Genomic DNA, 17,558 nt, shown 5'->3' on the forward strand with positions numbered 1-17,558 from the left:
AATTTTTGGGGCGATTCCCTATAAAATTTTTTCAAACGGACGAACCTCTATCTCTTCATCTCTTTCATCAGAAAATTGATAGTCAGAATATATTAAACTACCTATCAATATCCAAAAAATATTGTAATGAAGGTACAAATTCAAATCATCAATCATGGAATGAAAACTCATCATTATCAAAATAAAAGCAAGAACCCATTGACGACTTTTAATAACTTTAAACAAAGTTAAAGTTAGGAGCGAGACCATCAATGCTAAAATTAGTAAACCGTATTTTTGTAAAATTTGGATATACAAATTGTCCACATAAAGATATGTTAGGGAATTTCTTACTCCCTCAACAGTCAGACCGTTACCGTACCATTCAACTGGCCGTCCTAGCAATCCAAAACCATAAAGTTGCAGAGACTTATTGGCTAAGTAAAGACGACCACCTAACATACTGTTTAATTTAAAAAGAAAATTATTGACAAAAGAATTAGTTGAATTTAGATAGGTCGTAGCAACCCAAAAACTAATGATAGCATTTACAATAAAGGTAAGTTTAAAAGCCTTAAACACATATCCTAACTTAGAGCAAAGATTAGGAATCCACTTTATTAATAAATTGAATATCAATAATATACAAGAACTATAAAATGTCAAACGAGAGTCCGTTTGATCATAAACCCAAATAGCAGAAAAAGCAAGCAACAACCACTGCCAATATTGTATTCTATCTTGTTTCAAATAGAATACAATAGAAACTATATTCATTAGTAATATCGATGGGAATAAAGCATATCTGAAACCTAAGTAGCTACGAACCCTAGCTCCAGAAACCTCTAAATAATTAAGTATAACTCCCGTTTTTGCTCCTATTATAACAATAGACAACAAAAACACACTTATGATTAGTGAAGTTTTCGCTACATTTTTAAATGGAATATCGCGTAGAGCATATATAAAAAATAGGCCTACTGCAATATTAGAAGTGATACTGCTCACTCTTCCTATAATAAAGTAAATTAAAATTGTAGTAATTAATCCTATTAGCGTTTTATATTCATACTTTCCTTTAAATGACTCTTTTATTAGCAAAAGGAAAAGAGCAATAGCCACAACCACTTTATAAAATACTCTAGGCATGTATTGTACATAGAAAGTTACATCTAATATCGAAGCAATTAAAAACATCCCTAACGCAACAAGAGCTAAAGTTTCTGGTAAAGACTTTATCTTTATTACTATTTTCATTCCTATTTATATTCCTATCTAAAAACTCTGTCCGTATTTTTTCCCAAAGAATTTAGCTTGTAAAAAGGATTTCCCTTTTTGAATCAAATTAATCTTCTCCATGTAAATAAAAGGGATTTCTTTTATCCGAAAATCTTGATTAGCCAACCAAACATTAAACAATCGTTCGCTGACACGACCAAATAATCTAGCGTCAAAAGCAGAATACCCTTCTATGTCTATTCGTCTATAAAGTTCATCAACAATCGGAAACAGCCACTCACAGTATGCATCGACATTTTCTTTGGACATGATAAACATGTTGAACATATAACCACTACGTTGTTTCATAACCTTATCAAATGACTCTAAAAATTCCGGTCTTAACTCACTAACGATTTGACGGGTCACATCTAGGTGTTTTGCATCGTGTGTATGCGCATAATGAGAGTACAGAGTTTCGATATAGTATTTTCTTTTTCGGGGGACAAGGACATCATAATCTAACAGTAATCTTTCAATTTCTGATTTGGATAAAATTATGTTATTCATGTCGATATCTTCACTATAAGATTGACGTCCGGTTGTAAAATAGCGACGATAATGGACCAAACCAAGATAATCACATTCCAAGTTTTTCCACGCCCAATAAAGTCCTGTCAACTCACAATAATAGGGATTCAATTTGGAAATATTATCCCCTTCATTATCACATTGGTACCCTAAGTCTTCTTTTCCTTCACTCCCAACATGGATAGGTAGGTAAAGTTCCGCATCAGCAGGCATCATAAATTGCTTATGTGTTGCCACAATAATTTTGTAATTCTTTGTCATTTTAACCCCCTTCATTTAGATTTAACTATTTTGGATAAAAAAGAATCAAACACTTGCGTCCAAGCTCCACCGTATCCACATAAGAAACTAGTCAACTATTTTCATGTGTTTTAATTTACTCTTTTCAATCCGTTTGATACAGAGACTAAAAACCACCGTATCCCTTTAACTGGTAGAGCTTCTATTCCCACTTCTAATACACTACCACCAGCATTTGATCTTATTCAGTTTTTAGTTAAAACTCACCAACAGACTATCAGTTTTATACAAATCATAGTTCCTAATTAATGAGCCCCTTTTCTCGTTAAAACTTGTTTGATTGTTAATAAGAATATTTTGACATCTAATTTAAAAGATTGATTTCTAGGATAGTACAATTCCATCTCGCATCGTTCAGGATAATACACGTCACTTCTCCCAGAAACTTGCCACATTCCAGTTATACCTGGTTTCACCGAGAGCAATAACTTCTGCTCATCCTCGGTATATTCTTTTAATTCCTTATCAAGAATTGGCCTAGGACCAATAAAACTCATCTCTCCTCGTAAAACGTTTATAAACTGTGGAAACTCATCAATACTTGTTTTTCTGATAAAATCTCCGATAATAGTTAAGCGAGGATCTTCATTGGGAGGTAACTTATAACTATTTTCAATGTATTTTTGGTGTAGTTTCTTATTTGCGACTAGAATCTCTTCAGCATTTTCAACCATTGAACGAAATTTAATGATTTTGAACTTCTTTCCATTTAGTCCCACTCTATATTGAGTAAAGAAAATACTTCCCTTGTATCCTTTTGTTTTATAAATAACAAAAATGATTAAATAACTCGGCAAGACTAGTAAAACTGTTCCAATCAATCCAATAAAGAAGTCCGCAAGCTGTTTAAAACTCCTGTATAATCCCCCACTTATTTTCATTTAAACTCCACCTTCTTTTCATAATAATCTGATTAAAATAATTTTTCACCCGTCACTTACTTAGTTCCATATGCACCATAATTTCCGTAAACTCCGTACGATCCATATTTTTCGAGCTGAATGTTAAATTTGTTTAAAATAACTCCTAAGAACGGTGTTCCTGTTTGTTCTAACTGCTGTTTAGCTCTATCAACTTCTCTACGTTTCGTAGCACCAGCTTCAGTTACAAGGATAGAAGCATCACACTTTTGAGCAACGATTGCAGCATCAATAACCACTCCGATTGGTGCAGTGTCTACGATAATATAATCAAAATATTTTCGCAAAGTTTCAATCATAGTCTCGAATTTTTCGCTTTGAAGAAGAGCTGTTGGATTGGGAGAGATTGCTCCTGATTGAATGACATACAAATTTTCCACATTTGTTTCACACAAACCTTGAGACAAATCTTTTGAGCCAGACAAATAGTCAGTTAAACCTGTGATTTTTTCAGTAGATTTAAAGACACCTGACATAACCGAATTACGAATATCGGCATCAATCAAGAGTGTTTTGTATCCTGCTCGTGCAAAAGCCCAAGCAATATTTGTTGAAGTAGTAGATTTTCCTTCACCTGGTCTTACCGAAGAAAGTGCAATAACCTTCAACTTATCTCCACTAAGCTGGATATTGGTACGAAGAGCATTATAATACTCTTCAGCTTTTTTCACATATCCTAAACGTTGTTCTGTTAATACTAACTTTGCCATTTTTTCACCTTACTTTAATTTTTCAAGATTTGGAATCACTCCTAGAAGTGAGATATGCATAACTTCTTCAATATCTTCTGGACGTTTAACGCGGTCATCCAACAATTCAACCAAGAGAACTACGAAGATAATAAGTCCAGCCCCTGCACCAACTCCTAAGATTGTGTTTCGGCGAATATTTGGAGATGATGGCGACAAAGCAGGGCGTGCTTCTTCTAAGGTCGTTACATCTGATACACGAGTCACGGCGATGATTTTATCAGCAGCAACCTCACGGAGAGCATTAGCAATACGGCTAGCCTCCTCAGGCACACCATCTCGAACAGAAATTGACACAATACGAGTATCAGCCGGAACTGTTACTCGGACTTTTCTACCGAGAGCCTTGGCATCCATATGTAATTTTTGTTCTGCAACAACTTTTTCAAGAACATCTTGAGAAAGGATGATTTCACGGTAGTCCTTTACCAAATATGAACCCGCTTGAAGGTCTTGGTTGGTCAAGCCGGGTTTATCACCTTGGTTACGATTCACCACATAGATACGTGTTGTACTTGTATATTCTGGTTTCACAACAAAGGAACTATAGCCAAAGGCAATTCCTCCTGTGATAACAGCCGCTAATACTATAATCAATTTACGTTTCCATAGTACTTTCAGCATTTGTAAAACATCAATTTCGATTTTGTCTTTTTCTTTCATCATTTCTCCTAAATAATTTGATCTTTTATGATTTTTTCGGGATTTAGTATAAAGAGTTCTCTAGCTTTATCTAATCCATACTTTTTACTTACGATTTCGTAGGCTTCTTTCATATAAGGTGGACGACTATCCAAATTGTGCATATCACTAGCAACTATATGAACCAAGTCTTTCTCCAAGAAATAGCGAGCACGTTTTTTCATGAATTTATAGGTATCTCCAAATAGTTTTGGTTTAAGGATACTTGAACTATTGACTTGTGTATAGCATCCCATGTTTATCAACTCTCTCACCCTTTTTTCATCATTTTCCAAGGCGTGATAGCGTTCAATATGAGCAACTACTGGTGTAACTCCCATCATAAGGACATTGGTTAATGCATTATGAATCTCACGATAAGGTGTGTTCATACTAAATTCAATTAAGGCATAGCGAGTGCCATTCAATTTAGGAATGAGGTTGTTCTCCAATTTATCTAGAATATCACTCGTGTAATAGATTTCAGCTCCATATAAAATCCTTAAATCTGGAGCTATGTCTTGTGCTAAGTCTTGAACTGCTTTAAAATTGGCAGCAATTTTATCTTCGGGCGTTTCAAACATACCCTTTCGGCGATGAGAAGTAGAAACAATCGTTCGAACCCCTTGTGCATAAGCTTCTTCCAAGAGCGCTCGACTATCGTCTATACTTTTAGGCCCGTCGTCTACATCAAAAACTATGTGTGAATGGAGATCAATCATCTTATCTTCCTTCCATGATATCTTTTATCTCTGTTTTTAAAGTTTCCAAACTATTAGAATCCACTTCTAACATATAAAGACTACTATCCGGCATGGCATAGGAAGGGAGACCCATACGGCCAGTCCCTTTTAAATCTCTAGTGATGACAGTATATTTACCGCCGCTTTCCAGTTGAGTATTTACCAAGCTCATCATTGTTTCAGGTGGCATATTTGTTTGAACGGAATCTTGTAGACTTTGCATAATAGCATCAAAATTCTTCAAAGCTTCTGTTGAAGTTAGTTTTTGAATTATAGCAGAAATAACTTTTTGCTGATTTCGTCCACGATCACCATCACCATTAGTTAATGAATAACGCTCCCGAACAAACCCTAAGGCTAATTCTGAATCTAAGTGAATATTTCCTACTCCATAGTATTTACCATTTGTATGAGCTGTGAATTCTTGGTCGTTATAAACATCTACACCACCTAACAAATCAATTAATTTTAAGAAAGAAGTGAAGTTAAGTCGTGCATAGTAATTCAGCTCTATACCATAGAGATTTTCTAAGGTATGAATGGAAGCATCCACACCATAAATACCTGCATGAGTCAGCTTATCATTTTGGTTATTCCCACCATCTGCGATTGGAACATAGGCATCGCGAGGGGTCGTTGTCAAGAGAATTTTCTTAGTCTCTTGATTAACAGTCATGATGATATTGACATCCGAACGCGACACTGAGCTGATCGGTCCATAAGTATCAATCCCACTAATGTAAAGGTTAAAGGCCTTGTTTTGAGAAACCTTAGGCGCCTCAACAGTCTTGGTTAATTCCTTAGTGTAGATCTTTTTAATCTTCTTGGCGTGGTCTGGATATTCTTGTTCAATCAGGTTTTCAAAAACACTATTCAAGACAATTGCCTTAGAGTCTCCCGCCAAGAGACTCTTATAAGCTGCAAGATATGAAGAGCTCTCTTCAACAGACAAGTCTTTACTCTGAGTTGCTTTAATATCATCTAGCAACTTTTGGATGTTTTCAGAATCTGTCCCAGTTGGAGCTGTCACACTGGATAGTTGTGACACATTGCCAATTTCACTATCTGCCAAGACAGCAACACTGATAGAATAACTAGAATAGTTGGATGTCGCATTTAATTGATTGGCCAAACTAATGAACTGTCGAACTCCAACCAAGGCTAGTGAGCTGGTCATGATAGATAGCAGGAGCATGATTAAAGTAAAAATCTTAGCTTTTTTATTTAAAATCAAAACCATGGCTACTATCCCTATCAAAGCCATCATAAAGGCTAGAAGAAAGTTGACATAATTAACAGCCAAAATATGATATCTGAACATTAAAAACAGCAAAAAACAAGCAATGATTACATATACTATCATTAGCAATATATTGATATTTTGATGAATTTTACCTGCTTTAGTCTTTTTCAAACGTCGCCCCACCTTACACCTCTACAAAATATTTTATTCTTATTATATCATAAAACATCCATGAATGCTATTAACTTCCAGAACGCAACCGTTTTCTTTTTCCTTGAAAACAAAAATATTATATTTTAATCGTTAAATACCTAAAAATTTTTCTAATAAAGATTTTAATCTAAAAAGTTGATGCTACAGAAATCGGTAGCGAGGTCTTGATGTCACAGTTCCATACCTGCAATCCCCCAATAATCTTCTGGATTTCTGAATGCTCTAGCTAGAGAAAAGCTAAAATAACTCTTGAAAGGTCAAAAAGCCAAAAAACTAGTAGTTACCATTTTAGAGACTCATTACATGCAAAAAAGGGCTAGGATGTCATCCCGGCCTTTTTTTAAGTTATTTAACGTGACTTTCGAATTCTTTTTGACTCTTTTCGACTGAGTTTTTACGTTCTTGTTCCCATTTGGCTTTAGCTTCGTCAAATTGAGCAGTTGTTACGACTTCGGTTTGCAATTTCATGTACTTGTAGTTACTTCCAGTACCTTTGATTCCGACAAGTGAGTAAGCTCGTGTAAATGGTGTCACACGTGTTACTGAAGCTCCACCACCATCTGAATTCACAGGGATTAGAAGAGAACTGTCAATCAACCATGCTTGCGCATCTGCATAGTTTTCATAGCGTTTAGCTACATCCGTACTTTCCGCATCAGCAGTTTTCAGTTTCTGAGTGTATTGATCCATTCCTAGGCCTGTAATCTTGTCAGCATCCTTACTTGGATCAAGTCCCAAAATCTTAAGATAGAAACCATCTTCTGCATTAAAAGGATTGAGGTAAGTCGAAGGGTCTTGGTAGTCTGCTGACCATCCATCCAAGTTCAAATCATAGTCATGATCAGCTGGTGTCGGTGCTTGGAAAGTCGCATTGGCATAGTCTTCAGTTGAAACTAAAACTACATCAATCACCACATTTTCAGCTCCAAGTGTGGATTCCACAGATTGTTTGAGTGAATAAAGCTTAGGAAGCAAGGTTTTGTTGACCTGATCCACTGGCAAATCTAAATGAATCGGGAAGGTTACACCTTGAGCCTCTAGTTCTTTTTTAGCTTCTGCTAATTGAGCTTGCGCTTTTTCTTTGTTGAAGTAAGCATCTTGGGCATCTTCAAGATTCATATTTGTCCATTGTGTACCATAGTTGACCAACTTAGATGCAACTGTCTCACCAAAAGTCTTATCTCCTACTTGTACGAAAGTAGGTGGCACAAGTGTGTTACGAAGAGTGTTTTTCGCAGCTTCTTCACCATTAGACTGAGCTGAGTAAGATGTACGATCAAGGGCGAAGTTGATAGCTTGACGGAAGTTTTTATTTAAAACAGCAGCCTGAGTAGCTTGTTTTTGTTCATCGCTGGTCTTAGCTGTGAAATTATAAGACTGACGATTGACGTTAAAGTTATAGTACCAAGAAGTTGCACCTTGCAAACTATAGACGATATTGTCCTTGTATTTTTCCTTTGTCTTAGCAAAGTTTGAACTATTTGGGTAGACACCTGCAGATGAGTAGGCTCCACTTTCAAAGTTACGAATCGTCATATCTTGGTCAGAACCATCAACATAGGCCAACTTAACTCTTTCAATCGTCACTTTTTCTTGATCATAGTAATGAGGGTTTTTCATATACTCAAGTGATGATTTAGATGTGAATTCTTTTAGCAAGTATGGACCACTATAGAGAATACTATCTGCTTTTAACTCTCCAAATGCTTTATCTTTAGAAGTCAAGAATTCTTCATTAACTGGGAATAAGATACTATTTGTAGTCTTAGAATTCCAGAAAGGTTCTGGACGTGTCAAGGTATATTGGACAGTGTAGTCATCCAAGGCTTTGACACCGACATTTGAAAAATCTGAATTTGTGCCTGTTACATAATCATCCAAGCCTTTGATTGAGTTTTGAATCAAATCCAGCGCTTGACTCTTATTATCAGCAGCGTATTTGACACCTGTCACAAAGTCTTGAGCTTTGATAGGCGCATATTCCTCCCCATCAGCTGTGAACCACTTGGCATCTTGGCGAAGTTTGTAAGTATAGGTCAAACCATCCTTTGAAACACTCCAATCTTCTGCAAGGGCAGGAACAAGATTTCCGTAGTTGTCATTTTCTAAAAGACCATCTACCAAGTTGGTGATAACATTGGTATTGTCACCTGAATAGTCCAAAAGGTAGTTAAATGTTGTTGGGTCAGCCCCAAAGGTTGAAGAATAGGTTTTGTCATCCGACGCAGACTGGCCACAAGCCGTTAGCAAGATAGCTGCAGCAAGAGTCAAACCTGCTCCTAATAAGCGTTTTTTCATGCTCATGATTTACTTTCTCCTTATATGTTAGGTTTTGTAACATGTATATATTTTAACAAATTTTGTACCAAAAGTAAAGTTATTTAATTTTTAGCACTTTCAAACCATAAAAAACAGAGAACCCCCCGTCGCATTTGACAGGCATTCTCTGTTTCTATATTTTATGAAGGCTATTTAACGTGGTTAGCTAGCTCTTTTTGGTATTTGGCATTTGTTTCAATTTTCTCTTTTTGCCATTTCTTGAGAGCTTCTTCGTATTCTTTAGTAGTTACAATATCATTTTGCAATTCCAAACCTTTGAATACAAATGGATCGCCCTTGATACCAACCTGAGAGTAGGCTTTTGTAAACGGCACTGTACGACTTACGGTCGGAGAACCACCTGAAGACGCTACAGGAATGAGGAGTGAGCTATCAGATACCCAAGCCTGTGCTTTAGCATATTTTTCATAGCGTTTGTTAAGGTCGGTTGTTTCTGATGCTGCATCATCCAAGAGTTTCTTGTACTCATCAAGTCCAACTTGAGCCATGACTTCTGGATCTTTTCCTTTTGTGATACCCAAGTGTTTAAGGGCAGAACCCTTCTTAGCATCCAGGATATTTAGATAGGTAGCTGGATCTTGATAGTCTGGCCCCCAACCAGTTCCGTTCAAGTCATAGTCCTTTTGAGAAGGAACTTTAGCTTGAGAAGTAATGCTCATCTTTTCATTATCAGTCATTTGAAGAACGTCGATAACGACATTATCAGTTCCAAGCGCTGCTTCGACAGATTGTTTGAGGGAGTTGGTCTGCTGTACAGCGATGACATCTGTTTGCTCAACTGGAATATCCAAGTGAATTGGGAAGGTTACGCCCTTGCTTTGCAATTCTGACTTGGCTTTTTCAAAGGCTGCTTTTGCTTTTGTTGGATTATAAAGAGTATCTTTACCGTCTGTCAAAGCAACATCTTTCCATTGATCACCATAGGTGACAAGTTGTTCTTGCGCCAATTCTCCAAAGGTCTTTTCACCAACTTGGACATAGTCAAAAGGCACAAGGCTATTACGGATAATCTTGTCTGCACCTTCTTCACCATTCAACTGAGCTGCATAAGAATGACGGTCAAGCGCGAAATTGATGGCTTGACGGAAGTTCTTGTTGAGAAGCGCTTCTTTTGTTGATGTTTTTTGAGCATCATCAGTCTTAGCTGTCTTGTTGTAAGATTGACGGTTTACGTTAAATGTAAGGTAATAGCTAGTTGCTTCTTGCGGGCTGTAAACGATCTTATCCCCGTACTCTTGTTTAGTTGATTCGAAGTTTGAAGAAGTCGGGAAGAGACGAGCTGTTGTGAATGACCCTGATGCAAAGCTACGAATCAATGACTCTTGGTCAGATCCATCATAGAAGGTAAGCTTGATGTGGTCAATCTTAACATTATCTTTATCCCAATAGTTTGGATTCTTTTCGTACTCGATAACTGATTTTGAAGTTAGATTCTTCAAGATATATGGACCGTTGTAGAGAATAGATGACGGTGTTGGTGTTCCATAATCTTTACCTTGAGAATTTAGGAATTCTTCATTAACTGGAAGCATTGGTGCTGTTGTTACCTTAGAATTCCAGAAGCTTTCTGGTTTGTTCAAGGTATACTCAACCGTATAGTCATCAACTGCTTTGACACCGACTGTTGAGAAGTCATTGCTTTCACCACTAACATACTCGGCCAAACCTTTGATGGAATCTTGGATAAGTGTTAGACCATCCGACTTGCCATCTGCCGCATGTTTCAATCCAGTCACAAAGTCTTGAGCCTTGACTTCTGCATATTCTTCACCTTCAGAAGTATACCATTTCACACCCTTACGAAGCTTGTAAGTGTAAGTCAAACCGTCCTGTGAAACTGACCAATCCTCAGCTAGAGATGGAATCAAATTCCCATACTTGTCATTTTCCAAGAGTCCATCTACAACGTTTGCGATAACGTCTGATGTCGAACTTTTACTAGTAACACTATAGTCCAAAGAGGATGGATCGATAGCATATACATATGAGAATGATGTCGGAGCGTCAGCTTTTTTCTCAGTCTTACCACAGGCTGCCAAAAGAAGAGCTGTACTCATCGTAATCCCTGCTACTGCGAGCCACTTTTTCGATTTCATCGGTATTCTCCTTTAAAATACTATTTTCACCATTATACCCTATTTTTCTATAAAAGCAAGGGTTTACAAGGTTTTTTTAGAAAATTCAAACAAATATTTTTTAAAGATTTTCCTACACTTATTTTAGAAAAGAGAGTGGGACAGAAATCGGTAATTCGTTAGAATTCGATTTCGTTGTCCCACCTCCGCACAGTTGAGTAGGGTTGTAAAAGCTGATGAAATCAGCGTAGTAGAGCCCACTCAACCACTGCGTCTTGCTCGGTAATCCAAAGACAATTGAGAGGCTGGCACTTTTGTCCCAGCCTCTTTTAGGTTTATTTGGCTAATTCGACACTGAAGGCATCCCAGGGAGCTAATGTTAGTTGTTCTAAGTTATCTTTGACATCTGTATTTGCAATCAAGACTGACTTAAAGACTGCATCCAAGTGAAACTCTTGTTCTTGACTTGAGAGGTTAACTACCACTAAGAATCGGCGATTCCCGTCCTTACGGATATAAGCAAAGACTTTTTCAGCCGTTTCAAGGAGTTCAAAATCAGCTCTCACCAACCAGCTATTTTCCTTACGAATGTTTACCAATTTTTGATAAGTATAGAAAATAGAATCTGGGTTTTCCAGTGCTTCCTGAACGTTGATTGCTTCGTAGTTTGGATTAACAGCCAACCAAGGTTGTCCGTCTGAGAAACCCGCATTTTTTGTCTCATCCCACTGCATTGGAGTACGGGCATTATCACGTCCGATGACACGGATACTATCCATGATTTCTTCTATAGGAACGCCTTTTTCAAGAGCCTCACGCGCATAGTTGATAGATTCAATATCCTCTACTTGATCTAGCTTTTCAAATGGGAAATTGGTCATCCCAATCTCCTCACCTTGATAGATATAGGGTGTTCCTCTCATCAAATGAAGTAAAATCGCAAAAGCCTTGGCTGATTTCTCACGGTATTCTTGGTCATTTCCCCAGATAGAGACGATTCGAGGGAGATCATGGTTGTTCCAGAAGAGGGAATTCCACCCATCCTCAACTCCTAATTCTGTCTGCCATTTGTTGAAAATCTCTTTTAATTTCCCAACATTTAGCTCTTTTTGGTACTGCCACTTAGGTTGTCCTTCCTGATACTGAAGACAGATATGTTCAAACTGGAAAACCATAGACAATTCTTGCCCCTTTGGATCAGAGTAGAGCTTGGCAATTTCTGGAGTTGCTCCCCAAGTCTCCCCTACTGTCAAGAGATTCTTATCTCCAAAAGTCGCCTGATTCATTTCCTTGAGGTAGGGATGAAGCATGGGACCATTGTTGACAATCTTCTGGTCAGGTATCTTCCCAATCATGTCAATAACGTCCATACGGAATCCACCAATCCCTTTATCAATCCAGAAATTCATCATCTCATAGATTTTATGACGGAGCTCTTCGTTTTCCCAATTGAGGTCTGGTTGTTTCTTACTGAAAAAGTGTAGATAATATTGACCAGACTTTTCATCGTATTCCCATGCAGAACCACTAAAAGTAGAGGTTAAATCATTGGGTTCATCACGCCAGATATAGTAGTCTCGTTCGGGACTTTGAGGATTTTCACGCGCTTCAATAAACCAAGCATGCTCATCGGACGTATGATTGACAACCAAATCCATAATGATTCGAATATCTCGTTTTTTGGCTTCAGCAATCAGCTGGTCCATGTCTTCCATAGTTCCAAAGATAGAAGCGATATCTTGGTAGTTGGCAATATCATAGCCATTATCATCCATTGGACTGTCATAAACTGGAGAAAGCCAAATCGCTGTGATCCCAAGCTTAGCTAGATAGTCTAACTTGCTAGTAATTCCAGGCAAATCACCAATCCCATCTCCATTACTATCCTTGAAACTTTTTGGATAGACCTGATAAACAACGGCATTGTGCCACCATTTTTCTTGCATATTTTCACCTCTTTTAAATTCACTTTACTCCATCATAGACTTTTTTCCCCGTTTGTGCAAGCGTTTGCTTTATCTTTTTTCTTACTTTTATTACTCTGTAGTTTCTTATCTTCTATTTTTTTTATATAATAGAAAATAGAGGTAAAAAAATGAAAAAACAAGCTTTTAGTTCTGAAAAATATCTAAATTTACAACGCGACCATATTTTGGAGCGTATTAACCAGTTTGACGGCAAACTCTACTTGGAGTTTGGAGGCAAGATGTTGGAGGACTTCCACGCTGCCCGTGTCCTTCCTGGATATGAGCCGGATAACAAAATCAAACTCTTGCAAGAGTTGAAAGAACAAGTCGAGGTTGTTATTGCCATTAACGCTAGCAATATCGAGCACTCAAAGGCTCGTGGTGACTTGGGTATTTCTTACGACCAAGAAGTGCTTCGTTTGATTGACAAATTCAACGAACTTGGTATCTTTGTCGGCTCTGTCGTTATCACACAATACGCCGGCCAACCTGCTGCAGATACCTTCCGTAATCAATTGGCAAAAAATGGGATTGACTCTTATCTCCACTACCCAATCAAGGGTTATCCGACAGATATGGACCATATTATCTCACCTGAAGGTATGGGGAAAAACGACTATATCAAAACGAGTCGCAATTTAATTGTCGTGACTGCTCCTGGACCTGGTTCAGGTAAGTTGGCAACTTGTATGTCTAACATGTACCACGACCAACTGAATGGTATCAAATCCGGTTATGCTAAGTTTGAAACCTTCCCAGTTTGGAATCTACCTCTCCATCATCCAGTTAACCTAGCTTATGAGGCTGCCACAGCAGACCTTGATGATGTCAATATGATTGACCCGTTCCATCTCCAAACTTACGGAGAAACTACCGTCAACTATAATCGTGATATCGAGATTTTCCCTGTTCTCAAGCGTATGCTCGAACGTATCTTGGGCGAATCTCCTTATGCATCTCCAACTGACATGGGTGTAAATATGGTTGGTTTTGCAATCACTGATAACGATGCTGCAATTGAAGCATCGAAACAAGAGATTATCCGTCGCTACTACCAAACAGTTCTCGACTTCAAGGCTGAAAAAGTTGCTGAATCTGCTGTCAAGAAAATCGAACTTCTCATGAATGATCTCGGCATTACGCCAGCTGACCGTAAGGTTGCTGTTGCTGCTCGACAAAAAGCTGAAGAAACAGATGGACCTGCTCTAGCACTTGAGTTACCTTCTGGTGAAATCGTCACTGGTAAGAATTCAGAACTCTTTGGCCCGACAGCTGCCGCTGTGATCAATGCTATCAAGAAGTCAGCGAACATCGATGCCGAAACAAAATTAATTGAACCAGAAGTGGTGAAACCAATCCAAGGTTTGAAAATCAATCACTTAGGTAGTCGTAATCCACGTCTTCATTCTAATGAGATTCTTATCGCTCTTGCAATCACAGCTATGCAGAATCCTGATGCAGACCGCGCTATGAAAGAACTCGGAAATCTCAAAGGTAGCGAAGCTCATTCTACGATTATCTTAACAGATGAAGACAAGAACGTTCTCCGTAAATTGGGAATTAACGTAACCTTTGATCCATACTACCAATACGATCGTTTATATCGTAAGTAAAATACGACACTCACTCCTCTAAGAGTTGGATCCTCATCGTCCAGCTCTTGGAGTTTTTTTATATCTTGCCAGTCTTTAACAAGCATATCTTTCAAAAAGAATTCTAATTTTAATAGAAACTGGGATAACATTTAATTTTAGATTTATTTCTCATGAATTCTTAAAAGGAGTGATACTCAATGAAAATCAAAGAGCAAACTAGGAAACTAGCCACAGGCTGTACTTGAGTACGGCAAGGCGACGTTGACGCAGTTTGAATTTGATTTTCGAAGAGTATGAATCTATCCTCTTCAATCTAGGCTAGAACTACCTTGGCTGAGGTCTTGATCCGTTTTCTCTACAATATCAAATTGGTGTAATGAGACTGACTTCGTCACTCTTATCTAGAACCTCAAAGCGATGCTTGGAGACATCTACACAAAAGAACTAGTTTAGTCATAGATTTTCATTAAGTATATAAAAAAGTGAACAAGATAGCATTCTGATTTCCAGAAAACTATTTTGTTCACTTTTTGTTATGATTTAAACTCTTATACTCAATGAAAATCAAAGAGCAAACTAGAAAGCTAGGCGCAGGTTGCTCAAAACAGTGTTTTGAGGTTGCGGATGGAAGCTGACGTAGTTTAAAGAGATTTTTGATGAGTATTAGTTTATTCTACCGTTACTGACTTAGCAAGGTTACGTGGCTTGTCCACATCAAGTCCACGGTGTAGAGTTGCAAAGTAAGCGACCAATTGTGTTGGTACGACCATTGAGATTGGTGAGAGGTAAGGGTGTACGGTCGTAAGGACAATATCATCGGTATCTTTAGCAACATTTTCTTCTGCAATAGTCAGGACCTTAGCGCCACGTGCTGCCACTTCTTGGATATTTCCACGAGTGTGGTTGGCAAGGACCGGGTCTGACAAGAGGGCCAATACAGGCGTTCCTTCTTCAATCAAAGCAATAGTTCCATGCTTGAGCTCTCCAGCCGCAAAACCTTCACATTGGATATAAGAGATTTCTTTGAGCTTAAGACTGGCTTCCATGGCTACGTAGTAATCTTGACCACGTCCGATGTAAAAGGCATTGCGTGTTGTTTCAAGAAGCTCACGAACCTTACTATCAATCAATTCTTTTTCTGAAAGGGTTGATTCGATAGACTGAGCCACGATTGACAACTCATGAACCAAATCAAAGGCTTTGGCTTTTTCATTGCCATTTGCTTCACCGACCGCTTTCGCAAGGAAGGCAAGAGCTGCGATTTGCGCAGTATATGCCTTGGTTGAAGCAACGGCAATTTCAGGACCTGCATGAAGCAACATAGTATGATTGGCTTCACGTGACAGAGTTGATCCTGGCACATTTGTCACTGTCAAGCTTGGAATTCCCATTTCATTGGCCTTAACCAAAACTTGACGGCTATCAGCTGTTTCACCAGATTGGCTGATAAAGATGAAGAGTGGTTTCTTGCTGAGAAGTGGCATACCATACCCCCACTCAGATGAGATACCAAGTTCAACTGGCGTACCTGTCAATTCTTCCAACATTTTCTTAGAAGCAAATCCTGCGTGGTAAGAAGTCCCAGCTGCTAGAATGTAGATGCGGTCTGCCTCTTGAACAGCCTTGATGATAGCCGAATCTACCACTACTTGACCAGCCTCATCAGTATAGGCTTGAATCAACTTACGCATCACCGTTGGTTGCTCATCGATTTCCTTGAGCATATAGTAAGGGTATGTTCCCTTACCGATGTCTGACAAGTCTAGCTCCGCAGTGTAGCTAGCACGCTCACGACAATTGCCATCATAGTCTTGCACTTCAACACTATCAGCCTTGACGATAACCAACTCTTGGTCATGGATTTCCATGTATTGGTTAGTCTCACGAATCATGGCCATGGCGTCCGAGCAGACCATGTTATAGCCTTCTCCAAGACCAATCAAGAGTGGTGATTTATTCTTGGCTACATAGATGACATCTGGATTTTCAGAGTCAATCAAGGCAAAAGCATAAGAACCACGGATGATGTGAAGAGCTTTTTTGAAGGCTTCAAGTACTGGCAAGCCGTCTTCTTCAACAAATTTTCCAATCAAGTGTACAGCGATTTCTGTATCTGTTTGCCCCTTGAAGTGGTGACCTGCAAGGTATTCTTCCTTGATTTCAAGATAATTTTCAATCACCCCATTGTGTACCAATACAAAACGGCCTGTCTCAGAACGATGTGGGTGAGCATTGTCTTCTGTTGGTTTACCGTGAGTGGCCCAACGAGTATGTCCAATGCCAGTTGTCCCCTCAACGCCAGCAGTTTTAGCAGACAATTCTGCAATACGACCAACAGCCTTCACCAAATGGTTTTCAGCACCACCTAGGACAAAAATTCCCGCAGAATCATAACCACGGTATTCGAGCTTTTCAAGCCCTTGAATCAAAATATCAGTTGCATTTGTGTTTCCAACAACACCAACAATTCCACACATAGTATATACGACACAGACAAGCTGTGCTTTCCCCTTAAATTGGTATAGTCTAATTCTCGCTTTACAGAATCAGCAAAAACAGTATATACTTGTTTCTTTTACTTGTCAAGAATAAAAATTGGTATAGCGTGATTCTGCCGATTCTATCTACTAAAAATCTATCATATTTCGCCTAAAGCAAGTATTTAAAAAGGGCTTTACCGCCCTTAATAACTACTATTTTGTAGCAAGCTTGTCTGCCTTTACTACTTCTTGAAAGTTTTTTTGATAATTTACTTTAATCGTCATTGTCATGTGAGAGTCCTCGTTTCTTTTTGATGAACCCAGTATAAAATCTCTTCCTAAAACATAGCTTATATTTTCCTTAGAAAAAACTAAAAGCAAGTTCCCAAAACTCAATGAAAATTGAAGAGCCCGTAGGAAACTAGCCACAAGTTTCTAACATTACTGTTTGGAGCTTTCCAGAT

12 protein-coding genes are annotated in these 17,558 nt (G+C 38.3%); 1 reads left to right on the forward strand and 11 read right to left on the reverse strand.

Features of this window, described 5'->3' with window-relative positions:
* Positions 1–18: 18 nt before the first annotated feature.
* From QM887_RS04240 to QM887_RS04285, 10 genes are all read right to left on the reverse strand, one after another.
* On the reverse strand, positions 19–1,236 hold the full coding sequence (locus tag QM887_RS04240; RefSeq protein ID WP_414270662.1) for a polymerase: 1,218 nt from the start codon (positions 1,234–1,236) through the stop codon (positions 19–21).
* Between the two features lie 18 nt (positions 1,237–1,254).
* Positions 1,255–2,049, reverse strand: a complete 795-nt coding sequence (locus tag QM887_RS04245) for a DUF4422 domain-containing protein (RefSeq protein WP_414270663.1) — start codon at positions 2,047–2,049, stop codon at positions 1,255–1,257.
* A 284-nt stretch (positions 2,050–2,333) separates the two neighbouring features.
* A complete protein-coding gene (locus QM887_RS04250) occupies positions 2,334–2,969 on the reverse strand; it encodes a sugar transferase (protein ID WP_414270664.1) in 636 nt (211 codons plus the stop codon).
* A 56-nt stretch (positions 2,970–3,025) separates the two neighbouring features.
* Positions 3,026–3,718 carry a tyrosine-protein kinase gene (locus QM887_RS04255; protein WP_414270665.1) on the reverse strand — a complete coding sequence of 231 codons (693 nt, stop codon included), beginning with the start codon at positions 3,716–3,718 and terminating at the stop codon, positions 3,026–3,028.
* A gap of 9 nt (positions 3,719–3,727) precedes the next feature.
* Positions 3,728–4,420: a capsular polysaccharide biosynthesis protein gene (locus QM887_RS04260; RefSeq protein WP_414270666.1), complete on the reverse strand. Its 693-nt coding sequence runs from the start codon at positions 4,418–4,420 to the stop codon at positions 3,728–3,730.
* An 8-nt stretch (positions 4,421–4,428) separates the two neighbouring features.
* Positions 4,429–5,160 (reverse strand): capsular polysaccharide biosynthesis protein Cps4B, encoded by a 732-nt coding sequence (gene cps4B / locus QM887_RS04265; protein ID WP_414270667.1) that lies wholly within the window; start codon positions 5,158–5,160, stop codon positions 4,429–4,431.
* Position 5,161: 1 nt separating this feature from the next.
* Positions 5,162–6,607, reverse strand: a complete 1,446-nt coding sequence (locus QM887_RS04270; RefSeq protein ID WP_414270668.1) for an LCP family protein — start codon at positions 6,605–6,607, stop codon at positions 5,162–5,164.
* Positions 6,608–6,982: 375 nt separating this feature from the next.
* Complete coding sequence (locus QM887_RS04275) at positions 6,983–8,941, reverse strand: peptide ABC transporter substrate-binding protein (protein WP_414270669.1); 1,959 nt, start codon at positions 8,939–8,941, stop codon at positions 6,983–6,985.
* A 164-nt stretch (positions 8,942–9,105) separates the two neighbouring features.
* The gene (locus QM887_RS04280; protein ID WP_414270670.1) at positions 9,106–11,073 is read right to left on the reverse strand and encodes a peptide ABC transporter substrate-binding protein; all 1,968 of its coding nucleotides are present in this window, start codon (positions 11,071–11,073) and stop codon (positions 9,106–9,108) included.
* Between the two features lie 314 nt (positions 11,074–11,387).
* A complete protein-coding gene (locus QM887_RS04285) occupies positions 11,388–12,998 on the reverse strand; it encodes a glycoside hydrolase family 13 protein (protein WP_414270671.1) in 1,611 nt (536 codons plus the stop codon).
* Positions 12,999–13,147: 149 nt separating this feature from the next.
* Here QM887_RS04285 and QM887_RS04290 point away from each other — a divergent pair, with 149 nt between their 5' ends.
* The gene (locus QM887_RS04290) at positions 13,148–14,632 is read left to right on the forward strand and encodes a DUF1846 domain-containing protein (RefSeq protein WP_006149519.1); all 1,485 of its coding nucleotides are present in this window, start codon (positions 13,148–13,150) and stop codon (positions 14,630–14,632) included.
* A 650-nt stretch (positions 14,633–15,282) separates the two neighbouring features.
* On the opposite strand, the gene glmS is transcribed toward QM887_RS04290, so the two are convergent.
* The gene (glmS, locus tag QM887_RS04295; protein WP_414270672.1) at positions 15,283–17,091 is read right to left on the reverse strand and encodes a glutamine--fructose-6-phosphate transaminase (isomerizing); all 1,809 of its coding nucleotides are present in this window, start codon (positions 17,089–17,091) and stop codon (positions 15,283–15,285) included.
* Between the last annotated feature and the right edge of the window lie 467 nt (positions 17,092–17,558).

Source organism: Streptococcus infantis (assembly GCF_047460875.1).
In the GTDB taxonomy this organism is placed as follows: domain Bacteria; phylum Bacillota; class Bacilli; order Lactobacillales; family Streptococcaceae; genus Streptococcus; species Streptococcus infantis_AA.